This window comes from Methylobacterium sp. P5_C11 (assembly GCF_054049775.1).
Genome location: NZ_JBFULS010000082.1, coordinates 1 through 17,198, shown reverse-complemented (window position 1 = coordinate 17,198; position 17,198 = coordinate 1). Strand labels below are relative to the sequence as shown.

General features: G+C 72.5%; 17 protein-coding genes. 5 read left to right on the top strand and 12 right to left on the bottom strand.

Annotated features, from left to right (window positions below):
- Positions 1-890: methyl-accepting chemotaxis protein (locus ACXJKQ_RS26255; protein ID WP_457108615.1), on the top strand; the 890-nt coding region annotated here is incomplete at its 5' end.
- A 121-nt stretch (positions 891-1,011) separates the two neighbouring features.
- Here ACXJKQ_RS26255 and ACXJKQ_RS26250 read toward each other — a convergent pair.
- The 4 genes from ACXJKQ_RS26250 to ACXJKQ_RS26235 all read right to left on the bottom strand — a co-directional run bounded on the left by ACXJKQ_RS26250 (position 1,012) and on the right by ACXJKQ_RS26235 (position 4,805).
- The gene (locus ACXJKQ_RS26250) at positions 1,012-1,866 is read right to left on the bottom strand and encodes an amidohydrolase family protein (protein WP_457108614.1); all 855 of its coding nucleotides are present in this window, start codon (positions 1,864-1,866) and stop codon (positions 1,012-1,014) included.
- Positions 1,867-2,054: 188 nt separating this feature from the next.
- Entirely contained in the window at positions 2,055-3,347 is a 1,293-nt protein-coding gene (locus tag ACXJKQ_RS26245; RefSeq protein WP_457108613.1) for an MFS transporter, read from the bottom strand.
- A gap of 235 nt (positions 3,348-3,582) precedes the next feature.
- On the bottom strand, positions 3,583-3,837 hold the full coding sequence (locus ACXJKQ_RS26240; RefSeq protein ID WP_457108612.1) for a hypothetical protein: 255 nt from the start codon (positions 3,835-3,837) through the stop codon (positions 3,583-3,585).
- A 125-nt stretch (positions 3,838-3,962) separates the two neighbouring features.
- Complete coding sequence (locus tag ACXJKQ_RS26235; protein WP_457108611.1) at positions 3,963-4,805, bottom strand: TrmH family RNA methyltransferase; 843 nt, start codon at positions 4,803-4,805, stop codon at positions 3,963-3,965.
- A 768-nt stretch (positions 4,806-5,573) separates the two neighbouring features.
- Between ACXJKQ_RS26235 and ACXJKQ_RS26230 the strand changes: the two genes are divergently transcribed.
- The 3 genes from ACXJKQ_RS26230 to ACXJKQ_RS26220 all read left to right on the top strand — a co-directional run bounded on the left by ACXJKQ_RS26230 (position 5,574) and on the right by ACXJKQ_RS26220 (position 7,840).
- Positions 5,574-6,668, top strand: a complete 1,095-nt coding sequence (locus ACXJKQ_RS26230) for a replication protein RepA (protein WP_457108610.1) — start codon at positions 5,574-5,576, stop codon at positions 6,666-6,668.
- 114 nt (positions 6,669-6,782) lie between these two features.
- Positions 6,783-7,424 carry a hypothetical protein gene (locus ACXJKQ_RS26225; protein ID WP_457108609.1) on the top strand — a complete coding sequence of 214 codons (642 nt, stop codon included), beginning with the start codon at positions 6,783-6,785 and terminating at the stop codon, positions 7,422-7,424.
- A gap of 197 nt (positions 7,425-7,621) precedes the next feature.
- The gene (locus ACXJKQ_RS26220; RefSeq protein WP_457108608.1) at positions 7,622-7,840 is read left to right on the top strand and encodes a hypothetical protein; all 219 of its coding nucleotides are present in this window, start codon (positions 7,622-7,624) and stop codon (positions 7,838-7,840) included.
- Between the two features lie 36 nt (positions 7,841-7,876).
- Here ACXJKQ_RS26220 and ACXJKQ_RS26215 read toward each other — a convergent pair whose 3' ends face one another.
- From ACXJKQ_RS26215 to ACXJKQ_RS26185, 7 genes are all read right to left on the bottom strand, one after another.
- The gene (locus ACXJKQ_RS26215; RefSeq protein WP_457108607.1) at positions 7,877-8,236 is read right to left on the bottom strand and encodes a hypothetical protein; all 360 of its coding nucleotides are present in this window, start codon (positions 8,234-8,236) and stop codon (positions 7,877-7,879) included.
- Positions 8,237-8,629: 393 nt separating this feature from the next.
- Positions 8,630-10,198 carry a SulP family inorganic anion transporter gene (locus tag ACXJKQ_RS26210; RefSeq protein WP_457108606.1) on the bottom strand — a complete coding sequence of 523 codons (1,569 nt, stop codon included), beginning with the start codon at positions 10,196-10,198 and terminating at the stop codon, positions 8,630-8,632.
- 3 nt (positions 10,199-10,201) lie between these two features.
- Entirely contained in the window at positions 10,202-10,879 is a 678-nt protein-coding gene (locus ACXJKQ_RS26205; RefSeq protein WP_457108605.1) for a carbonic anhydrase, read from the bottom strand.
- Positions 10,880-11,074: 195 nt separating this feature from the next.
- Positions 11,075-11,404, bottom strand: a complete 330-nt coding sequence (locus tag ACXJKQ_RS26200) for a hypothetical protein (protein WP_457108604.1) — start codon at positions 11,402-11,404, stop codon at positions 11,075-11,077.
- A 344-nt stretch (positions 11,405-11,748) separates the two neighbouring features.
- A complete protein-coding gene (locus ACXJKQ_RS26195; protein ID WP_457108603.1) occupies positions 11,749-13,554 on the bottom strand; it encodes an HWE histidine kinase domain-containing protein in 1,806 nt (601 codons plus the stop codon).
- A gap of 249 nt (positions 13,555-13,803) precedes the next feature.
- Positions 13,804-14,670, bottom strand: coding sequence for an alpha/beta hydrolase (locus tag ACXJKQ_RS26190; protein WP_457108602.1), 867 nt, complete (start codon positions 14,668-14,670; stop codon positions 13,804-13,806).
- A 137-nt stretch (positions 14,671-14,807) separates the two neighbouring features.
- A complete protein-coding gene (locus tag ACXJKQ_RS26185) occupies positions 14,808-15,101 on the bottom strand; it encodes a hypothetical protein (RefSeq protein WP_457108601.1) in 294 nt (97 codons plus the stop codon).
- Positions 15,102-15,292: 191 nt separating this feature from the next.
- On the opposite strand from ACXJKQ_RS26185, the gene argE reads away from it, so the two are divergent.
- Entirely contained in the window at positions 15,293-16,498 is a 1,206-nt protein-coding gene (argE, locus tag ACXJKQ_RS26180) for an acetylornithine deacetylase (protein WP_457108600.1), read from the top strand.
- 267 nt (positions 16,499-16,765) lie between these two features.
- Here argE and ACXJKQ_RS26175 read toward each other — a convergent pair.
- The coding region (locus ACXJKQ_RS26175) for an SAM-dependent methyltransferase (protein WP_457108599.1) at positions 16,766-17,198 on the bottom strand (433 nt) is incomplete at its 5' end.

Genomic DNA, 17,198 nt, shown 5'->3' with positions numbered 1-17,198 from the left:
GGGCCGCGCAGGACCGGCTCGCCGCGGAGACCGGCGCCGCCCAGCGCGCGGCCGCGCTCGGCCTCGCCGACAGCTTCGAGCGCCAGGTCGGCGGCATCGTGGAGGCGGTGTCGGCGGCGGCCGCCCAGCTGGAGACCTCCGCGCACGGCATGGCCCGGGCCGCCCAGGACACGACCGATCTCAGCCGCGCGGTGGCCGGATCCGCGGAATCCGCCGCCCGCTCGGCCGACACGGTGGCGGCGGCCACCGAGGAACTCACCGCCTCGGTCCGGGAGATCGGCGTGCAGGTCGGGGCCTCGGCCGACCTCGCCGCCGCCGCGACCCGGGACGCCGACGGGATGGCCGGGGAGGTGCAGCGCCTCGCCCAGGCGGCGGGCAGCATCGGGGAGATCGTCGCGATGATCTCGCAGATCGCCGGCCAGACGAACCTCCTGGCGCTCAACGCGACGATCGAGGCGGCCCGGGCCGGCGAGGCGGGCCGGGGCTTCGCGGTGGTGGCCGCCGAGGTCAAGCACCTCGCCGAGCAGACGGGGCGCGCCACCGGGGAGATCGCCGCCAAGGTCGCGGAGATCACCGGATCGACCGAGGCCTCGGTCCGCTCGATCGGCGGCATCACCGAGGTGATCCGCACCCTCGCCCGGATCGGCGCCGAGATCGCCGCCATGGTGGAGCAGCAGGGGGCGGCGACTGCCGAGATCGCCCGGACCACCGCGCAGACCTCGCAGGACACCCGGGGCGTCTCGGGCCACATGGCGGGCGTCGGCACGGCGGCCGGCACGGCGAGCCAGGGCTCGGCCCAGGTGCTGCGGGCGGCGGCCGACCTCTCCCGTCAGGCGGGCGACCTGCGCGGGGCGGTCGAAGGCTTCCTGGCCCGGGTCCGGGCCGCCTGAGAACGGGGTTCCCAAAGGGCAGGCCCTTTGGCGGGGTGTCGGGGCGGAGCCCCGACACCGGTCGAAGGCCGACCATCGAGCTGCACCCGCGGAGGGTCCCGACCCTCCGGACCCGGGTTTCCTACGCCAGCCCGAGACCGAGGAGCCGGTCGGCGTTGCGCCAGAGGGCGGCCTCCAGGGCCTCCTCGGAGAGCCCGAGGGCGCGGAAATCGGCCACGCCCTGGCCCATCGGCCGGAACGGGAACGAGGAGCCGAACAGGAACTGGTCCTTCATGAAGCCGTTCGCCGCCTCGACGTAGAGGCCGCCGCCGGGCGCGAAGGTGTACATGTCGGGCGAGACGAAGACGTTGGCGTTGCGGAAGGCCACGGTCACCATCTCGGCGACGTTCGGGTAGAACCCGTGGCAGCACACGATCGGCAGATTCGGGAAGGCCTTGGCGACCCGGTCCACCGCCAGGGGGTCGTTGAGGCGCAGGTCCGGAGTCGTCGGACCTGACATCACGAAGGCCGGGACCTTGAGGTCCTCGCACAGGGCGTAGAGCGGCAGCAGCCGCGCGTCGTCGGCCTTCATCGCCTCCCGGTAGAAGCCGGCATCCAGGTTGATCCCCCTGAAGCCGAGTTCGGTCACGGCGCGCGTCGCCTCCGCCAGGGCGGCCTTGCGGCCGAGCTTGACCGGATCGACCGAGGCGATTCCGACGAGGCGCTTCGGGTCGTGACGGGCCGCCGCCGCGAGGGCGTCGTTCGGGACCCGCACCCCCGGGACCGAGCGGGCGACCATCACGGCGACGTCGATCCCGGCCCCGTCCATCTCGGCGCGGAAGCCCTCGATCGTCGCACCGCGGGTGAAGTGCTCGACCTCCCGGCTGCCGACCCGTGCGTTCAGCCAGCGCGCGACGCCGAATTCCGGCGTGCCGGCCTCGGCGCCGAAGAACCGGTGCAGGAAGGTCGGGCGGCTGCGCATGTCCACGACGGGCATGGTCTTATGATTCTCCAGTGCGTTCGAGAGGTGTCGTCCTGTCTACCGGGACGTCCCGGATTTCCAAAGGGCACCGGCGCTTCGGCGGGCGATCGGGGCGGCGCCCCGATGCAACGGTCGGAGCCCGACGGCACGGCTTCGCACCGCACCCACCGCGCGCGTCCCGACCCTCCGGATCCGGACGCGTCTCAGTGCGAGACGGCTTCCAGCACCTTGCCGCGGGTCTCGACCCCGAGGGTGAGGACCAGCAGGGCCGCGATCAGGAAGCCGCCCGCGCCGACCTGGAAAGCCGCGGCCGGGCCGTAGTCGCGCACGAGCACCGGCACGATCATCGGTCCCAGGATCGCACCGATCCGCCCGAAGGCCGAGGCGAAGCCGGCCCCCGTGGCCCGGGCTCGGGTCGGATACAGCTCCGGCGTGTAGGCGTAGAGGCAGCTCCACATGCCGAACATGAACAGCTGCATCACGAAACCGGAGACGAACAGCCAGGTCTCGCCGACGGCGTTGCCGTACAGGTAGGCCGACGCCGCCGCGCAGACGAGGAACAGGGCGGTGGTCGGCTTGCGGCCGATCCGCTCCAGCAGCTGGGCCGCCGCGGCGAAGCCCGGGATGCCGCCCAGGGTGATCAGGGTGACGAAGCCCACCGAGCCGACGATGGAGAAGCCGCGCTCCTTGAGCAGCACGGCGATCCAGGAATTGAGCCCGAAGAAGCCGATCAGCGCGAAGAACCACAGGCCGAAGGCCATCACGGTGCGCAGGCGGTATTCGGGCGCGAACAGGGTCGCGACGGCGCCGAGCCGCGGGCCGGGCGCGGCGTCGGCGACCGGGCCGGGCACGACCGGGGGCAGGGGCCGTCCCGTGGCCCGCTCCATCCGGGTCATCACGGCGTCGGCCTCGGCGGCTCGGCCGGCCTCGGCGAGCCAGCGGGGCGATTCCGGCATGGACCGGCGCACGGCCAGGACCACGAGGGACAGCAGGCCGACCACCACGAAGGCCCAGCGCCAGCCGAGATAGGGCAGCACGAAGAAGCTGATCGCGCCCGAGAGCACGTAGCCGACCGCCCAGAACCCCTCCAGGATCGCGATGTACTTGCCGCGGACCTGCGCGGGGACGATCTCCGAGACCATCGCCTGAGCCACCGGCGCCTCGCCGCCGACGCCGACCCCGATCAGGAACCGGCAGGCCATCAGAACGGGCAGGCTCCAGGCGGCCGCCGCCGCGAGGCTCGCCAGGCCCCAGACCACCATGGTGACCTGGAACACCGCCCTGCGGCCGAACCGGTCGGAGGCGGTGCCCGCGAGGATGTTGCCGACGAGCTGGCCCGCGAAGGTCATGGCGGCGAGCCGGCCGGCCTCGGTCGGCGTCAGGCCGAACGCCGCCACGATCGCGCCGAGCAGGAAGGTCAGGAGGGCCACGTCGATCTGGTCGACGAGCCACGCCGAGGCGATGATCGCGAAGATCCTGCGCTGGTAGCCCGACATGGGCAGCCGCTCCAGGCGCGCCGCGATGTCGGAGACGGCGGGCCGCGCGAACCCGGGAGAGAGGGCGGCCGGACGTTCGGCGGATGGCGGCGCGGCTGACTGTCTCCCGCCGCGCCCGGACGGTTCCGGGGCGGTTCGGCGGCTCCGGTACAGCACGCCGGGCCTCCGGAACAGGAACGACCGGCGCCGGGCGGCCCCGGCGTTCAGGGCCGGCGCCGCCGCCGGATCGGCGGGCTCAGTCGGGAATCGCGAACCCGATCGACAGGCACAGGGCCGCGACGGCCGTCAGAGCCATGGCGGCCTGACGGACCTGGTGCCAGCGCGCGCTGCGCGCGCGCTCCTCCGGGCTGGCGCCCAGCTGCAATTCGTCGTCGAAGCCCCTTACGAAGGTTTCGAAGCTCGGGAAGGCCCGCCGTGCGAGCCAAATCCACACGCCGACGGCGAGCAGGCTGAAGGCCCAGCCGCCGTAGGTAAACGCATCGTCCAGCATCCGGCGCAGCCTTCCAGCCTACGCCCCCCTCATCCGCCACTGTACGGCAAGGTGCGGAGATTGCCTAGGTGGGAGAACGGCTTCCGGCCCCGGCTTCGGGTTTCCGAACGTGTCCGGATCGCGCCTCAGCCCCCGGACCGGCCGAGGGCGTAGAGGGTGATGGCGGCCGCGTTCGAGACGTTGAGGCTGCGGATCGCCCCCGAGAACGGGATCCGGGCCAGGACATCGCAGCAGCCCCGGGTCCGCTCGCGCAGGCCCTTGCCCTCGGCGCCCAGCACGATCACCAGCGGCCGGGCGACCGTCAGCGCGTCGAGGCTCTCCGGCGCGTCGGAATCGAGGCCGACCCGGGTGAACCCGCGCTCGCCGAGGGCGATCAGGGCCTCGGCGAGATTCCGGACGGTCACGAACGGTACGTGCTCCAGGCCGCCGGAGGCGGATTTCGCCAGGACCCCGGTGGCGCCCGGCGCGTGGCGCGCCGTGGTGACGATCCCGGCCACCCCGAAGGCCGCGGCGGTGCGCACGATCGCCCCGACATTGTGCGGGTCCGTGATCTGGTCGAGGGCCAGCAGCAGCGCGTCGGCGGGCAGGTCGTCGAGGCCGGGGGCTGGCAGGGGCTCGGCCTCCAGGTACAGGCCCTGGTGGACGGCGTCCGGGCCGAGCAGGCGGCCGATGTCGCTCGGCCGCACCAGTTCCGGTGTGATCCGCACGGCGCCGCCGAACTCGGCCTCCAGCCGCGCGACCGCGTTCTCGGTGGCGAGCAGCCGGTGCAGGCCCCGCGCCGCGTTGCCCAGGGCCTGGACCACGGGATGCCAGCCGTAGAGCACCGTTGGGCCGTCGCTGCCCTCCCGGGGGTGACGGGCCGCGTCCGGCCTGTGGCCGGACCGGGGACCCGGGCGCCGGGCACCGGGCGGACGGTGCTTGGAGAATCGACCACCGGGAGGCCGGTCGTCGTCGCGGCGGTCGGTCATCGGGACGCGATCGGGACGGGGGGCATCGGCGCACGCTTCTCTGAGGGTCCACTCGGAAGAACCCGACAAACCGGGAGGCGTCGCCCGCGTCAAGCCGGCATCGTGGGTCCTGTCGCGGCAGGGCTGTTCGCTCACGCCGCCGACCCAACCGTCGGTGCCCGAGCGGACGATTCCGGCTAGGAATGTGGACAACGACTGAATATTCCCATTTCTCCCTGTGCATTCCATGCTGACTCTGGTTCGTTCGCCAGAACGAACGATCGCCGCCGTACTAGGAAAGTTATCTGTACGAATCTTTCAGAGAGTCAGTTCAGCAGGTTATATGGGGTGTCAGATTTCACTTCCAGATCAGTGTGTTGGGTCGGTTTTGCGCATTCGATTCTGCGTGCTGCCGCATTGGACTCTGCGCAAACCTGTATTGGAATCTGCGTCGGGTCGAGCGGTTCGCGTATCGGAGTCTGCGACGCGGCGTATCCAATTCGGCGCGGATTCGGGTCGAGGCCGGTGGATAACGGGGACGGAACACGCCCGGCCGGCCGTATCGGACTCTGCGTCGGTCGGGGGGCCGGCGCCGGGCCGTATCGGACTCTGCGCGCTTCCCCGCAGCGGGTCCCTGCGCGCATCTCCGTGACCCGCCGCGGGAAGCGTGGATTGCCGGGACAAGCCCGCTCGGCCCGGGGCCATGGCGGCCGAATCGTGGCATGGCAGGATCGGGCCGCCCGTCCGTTCACCGGCGGGACGCGCCCATGCGCGGCGGGCCGAGGGGCGATGAGCATCGAGGAGAAGATCGCCGGGATCCACGCCCCGGACCTGCTGGCCGAGGTCGAGGCGGCGCGGGGCGGCTTCCTGTTCGCCCAGATCGTCGAGCATGTGCTGCACCGCCAGCGCGAGCGCGACGCCCAGGCCGCCCTCCTCGGCGAGGAGGAAAGCCGTCGGGCCGGCCTGTCGCGGGACCAGCGCCGACGGGACGCGGTGCGCCTCGTGATCGAGAACGAGCCGGCGCTCCCGTCGAGCCTCCAGCACATCCACTCGGTTCTGGCGCTGTGCGGCCTGCCCTACCGCGACCCCGGGCCGGTGCGCGAGTTCTCCCGCAGCTACGGGCGCAACTCCCTCAGCCTGATCGCGGGCCGGATCAAGGACCCGCTCACCGGTGCCTTCGAGCCCCAGGGTCTGCCTTACGGCCCCAAGGCCCGGCTGGTGCTCCTGCACCTCTGCACCGAGGCCGTACGCCAGCGCAGCCCCACCGTGAAGGTCGCCGAGACCCTGTCGGGCTTCATGCGCGAGATGGGCTTCGCGGTCACGGGGGGCGAGCGCGGCACCATCCGGCAGTTCAAGGAACAGCTGAACCGGCTGGCCGCCTGCTCCATGCAGATCGGCCTCTGGGACGGGCGCGACAGTGCCACCACCCTCAACGTCCCGCCGTTCCGCAGCCTCGAACTGTGGCGCCCCCGCGCCGGGGAAGGGGATGACGAGGCGGGGCGCACGGTGCGGTTCGACCCGGAATTCTACGAGACCCTGATCCGGCACGCCCTGCCGGTGGACGTGCGGGCGGCGCGGGCGTTCTCGGGCTCGGCGCGCAAGCTCGATCTGCTGTTCTGGACCGGCTACCGCCTGCGCGCGCTGCAGCGACCGCTTCGCCTGACCTGGGCCAACCTCCACGCGCAGTTCGGGGCCGAGAATGCCTCCATCCGCAGCTTCCGGCAGGCGTTCAAGGCGGACCTCGCGCATCTGCGCGAGGTTTTTCCGCGGCTGCCGCTGGTGCTCGATGAGGGCGGCCTGACCCTGCATCCGGCCGATCCGAGCGCGCTGCTCGTGCCGCCCCGGCCGGCCTCGAAAGGAATACGAAAGCGCTCAAAGGAATAGAGCCCTGGGAACGGAACACGGAATTCACTGACGCACGACGGAATTCCCGCACGCCCTCATTCCCAACGGCACCAGGCACGCCTATACATTCCTTCCGTCTGGAGGGAACATCCCGTGGGTCTGTCGGAATCCGAGATCGAGGCGCGGCTCGCCGCCTTGCGGCGTCGGCGCGAGGCGCTCGATCGGGAGATCGCCGATCTCGTGCTCTATCTCGAACTCGGCCGCCGCCTGGCGGCCGCCGGGTCCGACGCGCGGCAGGATCCCGCCCCCGTTTCCGGTCGGCCCACGGTCCCCGCCCGGGACCCTGCCTGGGATCCTGCCGACGCTCCGTCAGAGCGGGAGCGGGGCGTTCCGGAGGTCCGGTCCGGATCCGCTTCGGGCGCGGGCGCCCCGTCGCGCGGCCTGGGGGCGGCCGAACACCTTCGGGAGGCGCGTTCCGGATCCCGGCCCGAAACCTCCGGCGGCCGCGTCCCGATCCCGCCGGCCATCGCCTTCACGGAGGATGCCGCCGGCGCCCGCCGCTACGGCCGGGCCGTGGTGGAGGCGGCCGCTGCCGCGATCGCGCGCGCGGGCCGGCCGCTGCACGCGTCCGAGATCCTGGAGGAGCTCGTCGGGCAGGGCTTCACCCTGCCCGGTCGGGATCCGGTGGCAGCCCTCAACACGCGCCTGTGGAAGCGGGCCGGGCCGGGCGGGCCGCTGATCCGGGTCGGCGAGGCCACCTACGCCCTGGCATCGTCGGATCCGGAACGCGCCTGAGGGACGGCCGGGTCACGAAGACGTGACGCCGGGCCGGGTCGCCGTCTCCCCCATATTGGGGTCGTTGGGGTGCCGGAAACCTGCTTGGCTGCCGTCGTTCAGGCGGGGCGCCGGCCGTTTCCGGGCATCGGCGCTGCCCAAGCGGGGCGGGGGTGCCATGGACGAGATCGGCGGTGGCGGATCACCGGGAGGTTGCGATGACGACGGCCCTTGCCATGCCGGCCGCGCAGGTCTGCGCCTTCGTGCTCGGTTGCGCGGTGATCCACGCCGCCCGCGCCCATGCGGAGCTGATCACGCGGCTGCTCGCCGTCGCGGCCGTCGGAGCGGCCGTGCTGGTGCTCCTCGTGGCCTCCCTCGACTACGCGCCGGAGGCCGGCGAGTCCTTCGACGAGGTCACGGTCTACGCGGCGTCCTGAGCCGGCGGCCGAGTCCGGTACGGCCGGGCCGATCGCTCAGTTGACGAGGCAGAATCCGAGACCGGTGCCGACGCGCCGCTCCTGCGCGCACCACGGCTTGGGGGCTGCGGACGGGGCCTTCAGGCTGGCGGTCGTCTGCGTGGCATCGGATGCGGCGCTTCGGAGCGCGGGGCCGCCGGGTGGCGTCCGTGCGGGCTCGGGCCGGATCGCGGCCTGATCCGGAACCGCCCCGAGTCGCAATCCCGGCGGGACGGTACCGTCCGGCGCGATGGGGCTCGCCGTCACCGGCTGCGCCGCCTCGGGCGGGCTCAGGGTCGCGAGGCCGGGCATGTCCTGTGCCGCTGCGGCGCCGCACAGGACCAGGCATGCGGCCGGGGCCGCGAGGAACCTGATCATCGACGAAGCTCCTGACGAGACTCATTCCGGCGGCCGATCCCGCGCAGCGGGCCTACCGTATGGGCGAGAGTGGCGTTCATCCCGTTAAGGGCGCGCGAAGATTCAGGATTAACCGGTCTTGAAGATGGGGCCGGCCCCGGGTTCGCGACGGGACGGACCGGGATCCGCGGCGGGATGCCCCCCGCAGGACCGGTGGCCCCTCCGCGGAGCCGGCTCGGAGCTTCGCGTCGGAAGTCCCCGTCCTGGCAGGCCCCGCGCCGGGGAGGCTTCGCCTCCGGCCCGGGGCGCCCTGGCGCAGCGATCCAAACGAAAGCGTCAGCGGCGTTTGGAAGATTGGTGCCCCAACAAGGACCGAGGGCTCATGCGCAGGGACGCGGTGGCTGCGTCCGAGCCCTAGCGGGCCGGCGCCGCCACCGCGGCGGCGAGCCGGTCGTGGGGAACGCCCGACCCGCCGACCACGGCGATCCGGCTGCCGGCGGCGCTGCGCCGGCTCGCCCAATCGCCGATCATCTCCAGGCAGGTGTGGTCGATCGCCGCGAGGTTGTCGGTGGCGAGGCGGACCTCGCCGCCCGCGGGGGTGCGCTCCAGGGCCGCCGTGAGGCTCGGCAGCTGCAGGAAGGTCGCCGCCCCCGACAGCCGCAGTTCCGGCACGCCGGGCACCTCCGGAGCCGCCGCGTGCTCGATCCGGAGCCGGCCCTTGCGCAGGCTCGGCAGGGCCTGGACGAGGCTCAGGGCGAGGCCGGCGAGCACGCCGGTGAGCAGGTCCACCGCCACCACGGTGGCCATCGTGGCGAGCCAGATGGCCGCGGTCAGCCAGCCGTACCGGGCCTGCAGGTGCAGGGCATGGGCCGGGCTCGCCAGCCGCCAGCCGGTGACCACCAGGATGCCGGCGAGGCTCGCGGTCGGCACCAGGGCGAGCAACCAGGGCAGGACGAGCAGGAAGGCCAGGATCCAGGTGCCGTGCATCACCGTGGCGGCCCGGCTCACGGCCCCGGCCTGGACGTTGGCCGAGGAGCGCACGATCACCCCGGTCATCGGCAGCGCACCGAGGAGCCCGCAGATCAGGTTGCCGATCCCCTGCGCGCCGAGTTCCCGGTCGAAGCGGGTGCGCGGGCCGTCATGCATCCGGTCGACGGCCGCCGCCGACAGCAGGCTCTCGGCGCTGGCGATCACCGCGATGACCAGGGCCATGATCAGGATCTCGGCCTCGGCGAGCCGCGCCCAGGCCTCGGCCCCCGGCAGGGCGAGGCCGGAGAACAGCGCCTCCGGCACCGCCACGCGCTTGACGGCGAGATCCCCGAGACCGGCCGCCAAGCCGCCCGCCACCACGCCGACCAGCGCCCCGGGCAGGAGCCGGAGCCGCGCCGGGCGCAGCCGCTCCCAGGCGATCATCGCCGCGATGGTGATCCCGCCGACGATCACGGCGCCGGTGCGGTCGCCCGCGCCGGTGACGAAGTCGAAGAACGCGGCCGGGATCGCCACGAGGTTGTCGAGGCCGCTCGCCCGGGGGAGGGCGTCGGTCAGGACGTGGATCTGGGCGAGCACGATCAGGATGCCGATGCCGGCCAGCATGCCGTGCACCACGGCCGGCGAGATCGCCCGGAACCAGCCGCCGACCCGCAGGGCGCCGGCGGCGAGCTGGACGAGGCCGGCCACCACCAGGACCGGGCCGAGGGCGTCGAGCCCGTGCGCCTGCACGAATCCGTACACGATCACGGCGAGCCCCGCGGCGGGTCCGCTGACCTGGAGCGGCGAGCCCGCGATGAGGCCGACCACGATGCCGCCGACGATGCCGGTGATCAGGCCGCGTTCCGGCGGCACGCCGGACGCGATGGCGATGCCCATGCACAGGGGCAGCGCCACCAGGAAGACCACCACGGAGGCGGGCAGGTCCCGGGCGAGGTTCGTCCGGACGGCGCCCCCAGGGGCGAGGGCTGCGGTCAGGCTGTTGGGGATCCGCATGGGTCAGGCCGCCTGCAGGCGGCTGCCGGCGGAGGAATCCTGCGCCACGGGCATGTCGGCCCCGGCGATCGGCCGGAAGCGCCCCCCCGCGCCGTCATAGGCCAGGAGGGCACCGGTCTCGATCTCGAAGAACCAGCCGTGCAGCCGCAGGGACCCCTTGGCGAGGGCGGCGGCGACGCTCGGATGGGTGCGCAGGTTGGCGAGCTGGACCACCACGTTCTCCAGGGCCAGGGCGTGGTGGCGGGCCTGCGCGTCCATCCCCTCGGGATAGGCCTCGCAGACGATCCGCTCGGCGGCCTCGGCGTGGCGCAGCCAGGCCGCGACGCTGGGCATCCGCTTGAGCAGATCCCGGTTCATCAGTCCCTTCATGGCGCCGCAATCGGAATGGCCGCAGACCACGATGTCGCGCACGCCCAGAGCCACCACGGCGTACTCGATCGCCGAGGAGACGCCGCCGACCACGTCGGAGGCCGGGGGCACGATGTTGCCGGCGTTGCGGCAGACGAACAGGTCCCCCGGCCCCGCCTGGGTGATGTGTTCGGGCGAGACCCGGGAATCCGCGCAGGCGATGATCAGCGCGCTGGGGTGCTGACCGTCGCGCACCAGCTGCTGGTACATCTGCCGCTGCCCGGGAAAGACGCTGCCCTGGAAGCTGGCGATGCCCTGGATGATGGTGTTCATGAAGGGGACCCTGACGCTGGGTGAACCGGAGGACGGAACGGGGACGGGCGATGCGCGCAGGCCGCGCCCGTCAGAGGCCGGACGGAGCGTGCGGAAGGGGCGTTCTGAGCGGCGTTCGAAGCGGATCATGGCCGCCCGGCTGGTGGGGCCGGGCGGAGGCGGGCGAACCGCCGGCCCGGAGCCGGACTGTCGGTCTCAGCGCCGGATCCGGTGGGGGGCGGCGATTCCGGAGGCCCAGTGCGGGTCGACCGTCCGGCCGCGCGCGACCGTCGCCCCCGCCCTGTCGTGAAGCATCGGCGCACCGAGGAGCTGCCCGGTCCCGGCGCGCTGCGAGTAGAGCGAGCGCGGGTCGTGATGGGGATCGCTGATGTAGGAACTCATGTGGCCGCCGCCGGCGGCCTGACGGCTGCCGCCGCCGCCCTCGCCCGCCTGCGCCGCCAGGGGCACTCCGAGCAGGCCGGTCAGGAGGCCCAGAGCGAGACCGACCGTGGTGCCGCGGACCGGGAGGTGTCGTGACGGGGTCATGGCGTTTCCTCGCGTGTTCGTCTTGTGGCTAGGGACACCGCATCCCTGCCGACAAGTGCACACTAGGCAAACGCTTCGGATTAGTGTGTGCGTCTCAGCACATTACACCAACGAAAACTTTAATCCTCGTCGCTGAATTACTGGGTGTGGTCGCGCACGTCTTTGTCGTCTCACGAAATCGTCGGCGGGATTAAAGACGGACCTGTCTTCGACACGCGCGCATCGCGTCCTGCCGGGCCACCGGCAGGGGCGGCCGCCGTCCCGCCGCGTTGGGGCGGGGGCGACGTCGGGAGGACGCTGGATCGACGGCCGATGGGGCAGGCGCGGGTCGGGCAGGCGCGGGATCAGGGCCGCCCGGGGCGCGGACGCGGCGTCGGCCGGGTCTGCGCGGGGCCGGCGGGGGGCAGGGGATTGACCGCCTCGTAGACGAGCCCCGCCGCCTCGTACGCGAGGGTAGCGCTCCGGTTCCCGGCAAAACCCCGCTCCAGCAGGCGGGTGCCGAAGCCCGTCCGCGACGGGGGCACGACCGGGGGGCCGCCGCTTTCGCGCCAGCTCATCCGCAGGATGCAGGTCTCCGGACCGGACTCGACGGTCCAGGCCAGCGCCGCCTGCCCGCCCGGGATCGACAGGGCGCCGTGCTTGACCGCGTTGGTGCACAATTCGTGCAGGATCATCGTGAGCGCGAGCGCTCCCTCGGGTGACAGGCGCAGGTMCGGACCCTCCAGGGTGATGCGCGACGCCAACGCGGCCGCAGGATCCTCGCCCGGGGGCGCTTCATCCAGGAACGGCCGCAGGGCCTGGGTGGCGATGCCGCGCAGGTCCGCGCTCGCCCAGCTCTCGCGGGTCAGGATGTCGTGGGCGCGCGACAGGGCGAGCAGCCGCGCCTCGAACGCGTCGCGCCCCGCGGCGGCGGGGCCGCCGAGGTTCTTCAGGCTCTGCGCGGCCATCGACTGCACGGTCGCGAGGGTGTTCTTCACCCGATGGTTGAGTTCATCGATCAGGAGCCGGTGGGCCTCCGCGCGCCGGGCGAGCGTGTCCGCCGCCGCGCCCAGGGCGTCGGCGATCATCGCACTCTCGCGCACGCAGGAGCGGTGCAGGGGCGGCAGGGGCCGGTCGCGGCCCAGCGCCTCCGCGGCCACCGCGAGGTCCCGCAGCGGACGGGCGATCAGGCCGGCGAGCAGCCACGCGAGGAGCGCTGCCGCGAGCGCCACCGCGCCGCCGACCGCCAGGATGCCCCCGCGCAGGGCCGTCACCGAGGTCAGCGCCCGGTCGGCCGTCTGCCGCACCACCACCTGCCAGCCGAGGCCGGGATAGTCGCGGTGGCCGGCGGTGCCGGCATGGGCGCTGAGATACGCGGCGGTGCCGTCGGGCCAGGGGCCGACCCGGCTCGTGCCCTGCGGATCGAGGGGACGGCCGCCCGCCAGGACCGCCCGGGGCAGGGGAGCCCCCTGCAGGGCAGGTGGACCGAGGAGCACGGTGCCGTCGCGGGCCAGGATCAGGATCTCGGCGCCCGCACGGTGGCCCCGGAGCGATCCTTCGAGAAGCTGCGCCATGTCGCGCGCCCAGGTCCAGTCGAGATGGGCTGCCAGCACGCCGAGCATGTGCCCGTCCGGTGCCCGGATCGGGGCCGCGACGTCGATGAGGCGCAGGGGCTCGCGCGTCGCCGCGTGCAGGGCGGCCTCGGGCGGCGGCATCGGCGCCTGAAGGAGCTTGGCCGGGTGGACGTCCCCGACATAGGGTCCCGCGCGACCGCCCAGGAAGTAATCGCGGCCGGAGACGTCCGCGCCCTCCAGAGCGCCGGTGCTGGTCACCGCGACGTGCCCGTCGGCGTCGATGAGCCCGATGATCGAGTAGGCCGGGTAGGTCGCCTGGAGCCGCGCCATCACGGTCCGCTTGGCGGCCGGCCCGGTCTCGGGATCGCGCAGGCTCTCCGAGGCGGCGGCGATCTGGATGTCGCGCCAGCGCTCGAACATCCCGATATCGAGGCTCCGGGCCATCTGGCCGGCGATCTCGGTGAGCTGGCCGCCGACCTCCGCCTCGAGCCGTCGGGTCGCCTCGCGGCTCACGAGGGCGGCGACCGCCAGGGTGGCCAGAAGGCCGAGGGTACCGAAGCCCAGCGCCAGCACGGCGCGCAGCCGCGGCGCGCCCAACCCGCCGCGGAGGCCGCTCCGGTCCGCAGCAGCAGGGGGGGCCGCAGCAGCAGGGGGGGCCGATCGCGCGACCGCTTGCATCCGATCTCCCTCGGATCCGGCCGGCTCCCGCAGGGACTGCGTTCGTGCCCGCGAACCCGTCTCAGCACGGGACGCGGGCCTCAGCAAGACGGGAGCGCCTCCGGGGCAGCATAATTTCTATCGGTAGTTGCAGATTTACCCGTATCGTCTCGCGCTTCGCCCGGGCCGTCAGCCCCCGAGGAGGGCATGGGCCGCCCGGACCAGGATCCCGTCCGGCCGACGCAGGGCGCCGAGGACCGAGAAGTGCTCGGCATCGGGCACCGGCAGCAGGGAGCCCGGCGCATGGGCCGCTGCCCGCAGGGCGTGCAGGTTGCGGGCGTCGTGGATCAGGGCCGGCAATTCGCGGGAGCCGTAGGCGATGCAGAGCGGCTTCGCCACCACCGGGAGGCGCAGGGGCGACAGGGTCTCGACCTCCGCGTCGGTGAGGTTCAGCTTGGCGTTCAGATCGGTCTCGCGGATCGGCGCGAGGTCGTAGACGCCGGAGATCGCCAAGCCTGCCGCCACAGCCGGGTGGCCGAGTTGCATCGCAGTCAGCAGGCCGCCCGCCGACCAGCCCGACAGGACCAGGGGACCGCGGATCCCGTGGGCGGCCCCGTGGGCGGCGAGCCAGTCGAGGGCCGCGCCGATCTCGGCCACGATCCGGGTGAGGCTCGCCTCCGGCGCCAGGGTGTAGCCGACCATCGCCACCGACCAGCCGGCGGCGTTCGGCCCCTGCGCGAAGCAGGCGAACAGCTCCCGGGCGCCGCGCTGCCAGTACCCCCCGTGGATGAAGACCAGGCAGGGCGCCGCGCCGTCCCGGGCCGGATAGAGGTCGAGGGCGTTGCGGGCGCCCGGGCCGTACGGCACGTCGAGACCGGCCGGATGCGCGGCCCGGTAGGCCGCCGAGGCGGCATCCCGGGCGGCCACCTGATCGGCGCTGTCGGCCACCGCGCGGGTGTTGTCGTAGCAGGCGTTCCGCGCCTCCTGCGCAAGGGCGGCCCACCGGCGGCGCGGATCCGCGGGGGTCGGATCGTCCAGGCGGAACTCCGGTACCATCGTGGCTGTCTCAGGCTGTCCCGATCGCCCGCACCATGGCAGGCGGCCGGGCCTCGGTCGAGGCGGATCGGGGCGCCGGCTCCCGACGCCCGGCAAACCATCCCCAACGATCCCCATGGATGGATCGTCCGAGCGATTCAGAAGCCGGGCGCGGCCCCAGGGATCGTGCCGCCATAGCCCCAGCCCGTGAAGGGGGGCGCGGCGACCCGCTCCCGCGTCGCCGGGGCGAACACCCGCGCGGGCGGGCGCGGCGGCTGCCAGACCCGCCAATGTGGCCGCGCGCGCGCCGCCATGCGGGCGAGGGTCCTGTCCATGTCGGATACGGTGCGGTGATGCGGCCGCCCGGCCTGCGGGCGCGCCTCGGCCGGGACGGCCAGCAGCAGAGTCGCCGGCAGCAGGGCGGCGAGGATCGGGACGGGACCGGCTTGCATGGTTCGGGCTCCACGGGGAGCGGCCCTCAGGGGCCGTCACCGGCAGCTACGTCACCCACGCCCCTCCGGTTCCGCGGGGCCCGCCGGGCGTTGCCTCGGGCCTCCGGAACGCCCAAAAACCCCGTACGCATCCGGATCCCCCCGCCGGACGATTCGCGCGGTTGCAGGACCCCATCCATGACGCGCCATCCATGACCGAGCCCGCGCAGATCGTCGCCCCGCCTCCCTCCGACGCGCCCGATCCGGTGGCGCTCCTCGAAACGCTCGTCGCGTTCGACACGGTGAGCGCCCGCTCGAACCTGCCGCTGATCGACTGGGCGGAGGCCTATTGCCGTGGCCACGGCGCGGCCGTGGAGCGGGTGCCGGATCCGACCGGCCTGAAGGCGGCGCTGCTCGTCAGCGTCGGCCCGTTCGAGGACCGCCCCGGCTACGTGCTCTCCGGCCACAGCGACGTGGTGCCGGCCGACGGCCAGCCCTGGTCGTCGGACCCATTCACCCTGCGGGAGGAGGGGGGCCGGCTCTACGGGCGYGGCACCTCCGACATGAAGGGCTTCCTGGCGGTCTGCCTCGCGCTCCTGCCCGAGATGGTCGCGGCGGACCTCGCGACCCCGATCCATCTCGCGATCTCGTACGACGAGGAGGTGGGCTGCCTCGGGGTGCGGCCGCTGATCGCGCGGATGCTGGAGCGCGTGCCGCGGCCCCTCGGCTGCTTCGTGGGCGAGCCCACCGGGATGGACGTGGTGGTCGGCCACAAGGGCAAGGCGGCCGCCCGCGTCACCTTCCGGGGCAAGGCCAGCCACTCGGCCCTGGCGCCCCAGGGCGTCAACGCCGTGGAATACGCCGCCCGGTTCATCGAGCATGTCCGGTTGTCCGCGGAGTCGCTCGCCCGGGACGGCGCCCGCGATCCGCTCTACGACGTGCCGCACACCACCGGCCTGTCGAGCGTGGTCCGGGGCGGCACGGCGCTCAACATCGTGCCGGATGCCTGCAGCGTGGACTTCGAGTACCGGGCGATCGGCGCGGACGATGCCGGAGCGCTGGCGGCCGCGGCGATCGCCTACGCCACCGACACCCTGGCGCCGCTGATGCGGACGGGGGATCCGGCCTGCGGCGTCGCGGTCGAGCCGCTCATCGACTATCCGGGCCTCGACACCGACCCGGAGGCGCCGATCGTGACCCTGGCCAAGCGGCTCGCCGGCCGCAACGGCCACGCCAAGGTCTCGTACGGCACGGAGGGCGGGCTGTTCGAGCGGCTCGGCGGCGTGCCGGCGGTGGTGATCGGGCCGGGCTCCATCGCCCGCGCCCACAGGGCCGACGAATACGTCACACGCGCCGAACTCGACGCCTGCGTGGGCTTCGTCCGGCGGCTGGTCGGCGACTGCAGGTCCGGCTTCTAAGGCATCATCTCGAAGTTGGTCTCCGACTTTCGGGAAAAAATTGTTCAAAACCAGAATCTTAACGCATTGTTCCGGTTTCTGTTTTCCGGCACGATGCGCGCGGACGCCTGTCAGTCGCGGAAGTGTTCGCTGCCTCGGTGACTGGGGCATGCGTCGCGCTACTTCGGAGAAGCATTGAACTCAGGCGTTTGCACGTCTTACGACGCGTCGGAGGCCGCTCTCCGAAGAGCGCAGGCCGGTGAAGTGCGCGCCCGCGCCGGAAAGCCTTTAAGCGGAGATATGCTTCATCACGAAGTGGAAGCCGGCTTCAGGATTCTTACTGAAATCCGGATCGGCCCATGTATTCGGATTTCCTGATCCGCGGCAATAATCCTTGAAGGAAAACATCGTTGGCGGAACGAACTTTAGACCATAATTCTGGACGACATTTCGCCACCACATCTCTGGCTTTACGGTTGGATGATAGCTGACACCATCTACGATGTCGTCGTATGTAGCAATGGATCCTACGAAGATGCCGTCATTGGAAAGATGTGTTCTCACRTTCTCGAACAGTTGAGGGAGATCGCTTTCGGGAATGTGTTCCAAGACTTCCCACATTGATATGATATCGAATTGGGCAGGATTGTCGGTTCTTTGATCCCGCAGAATGAAAGGTCGAGTGATATCGCAAGTTCTCAAATGATCGGGAATGATGGAC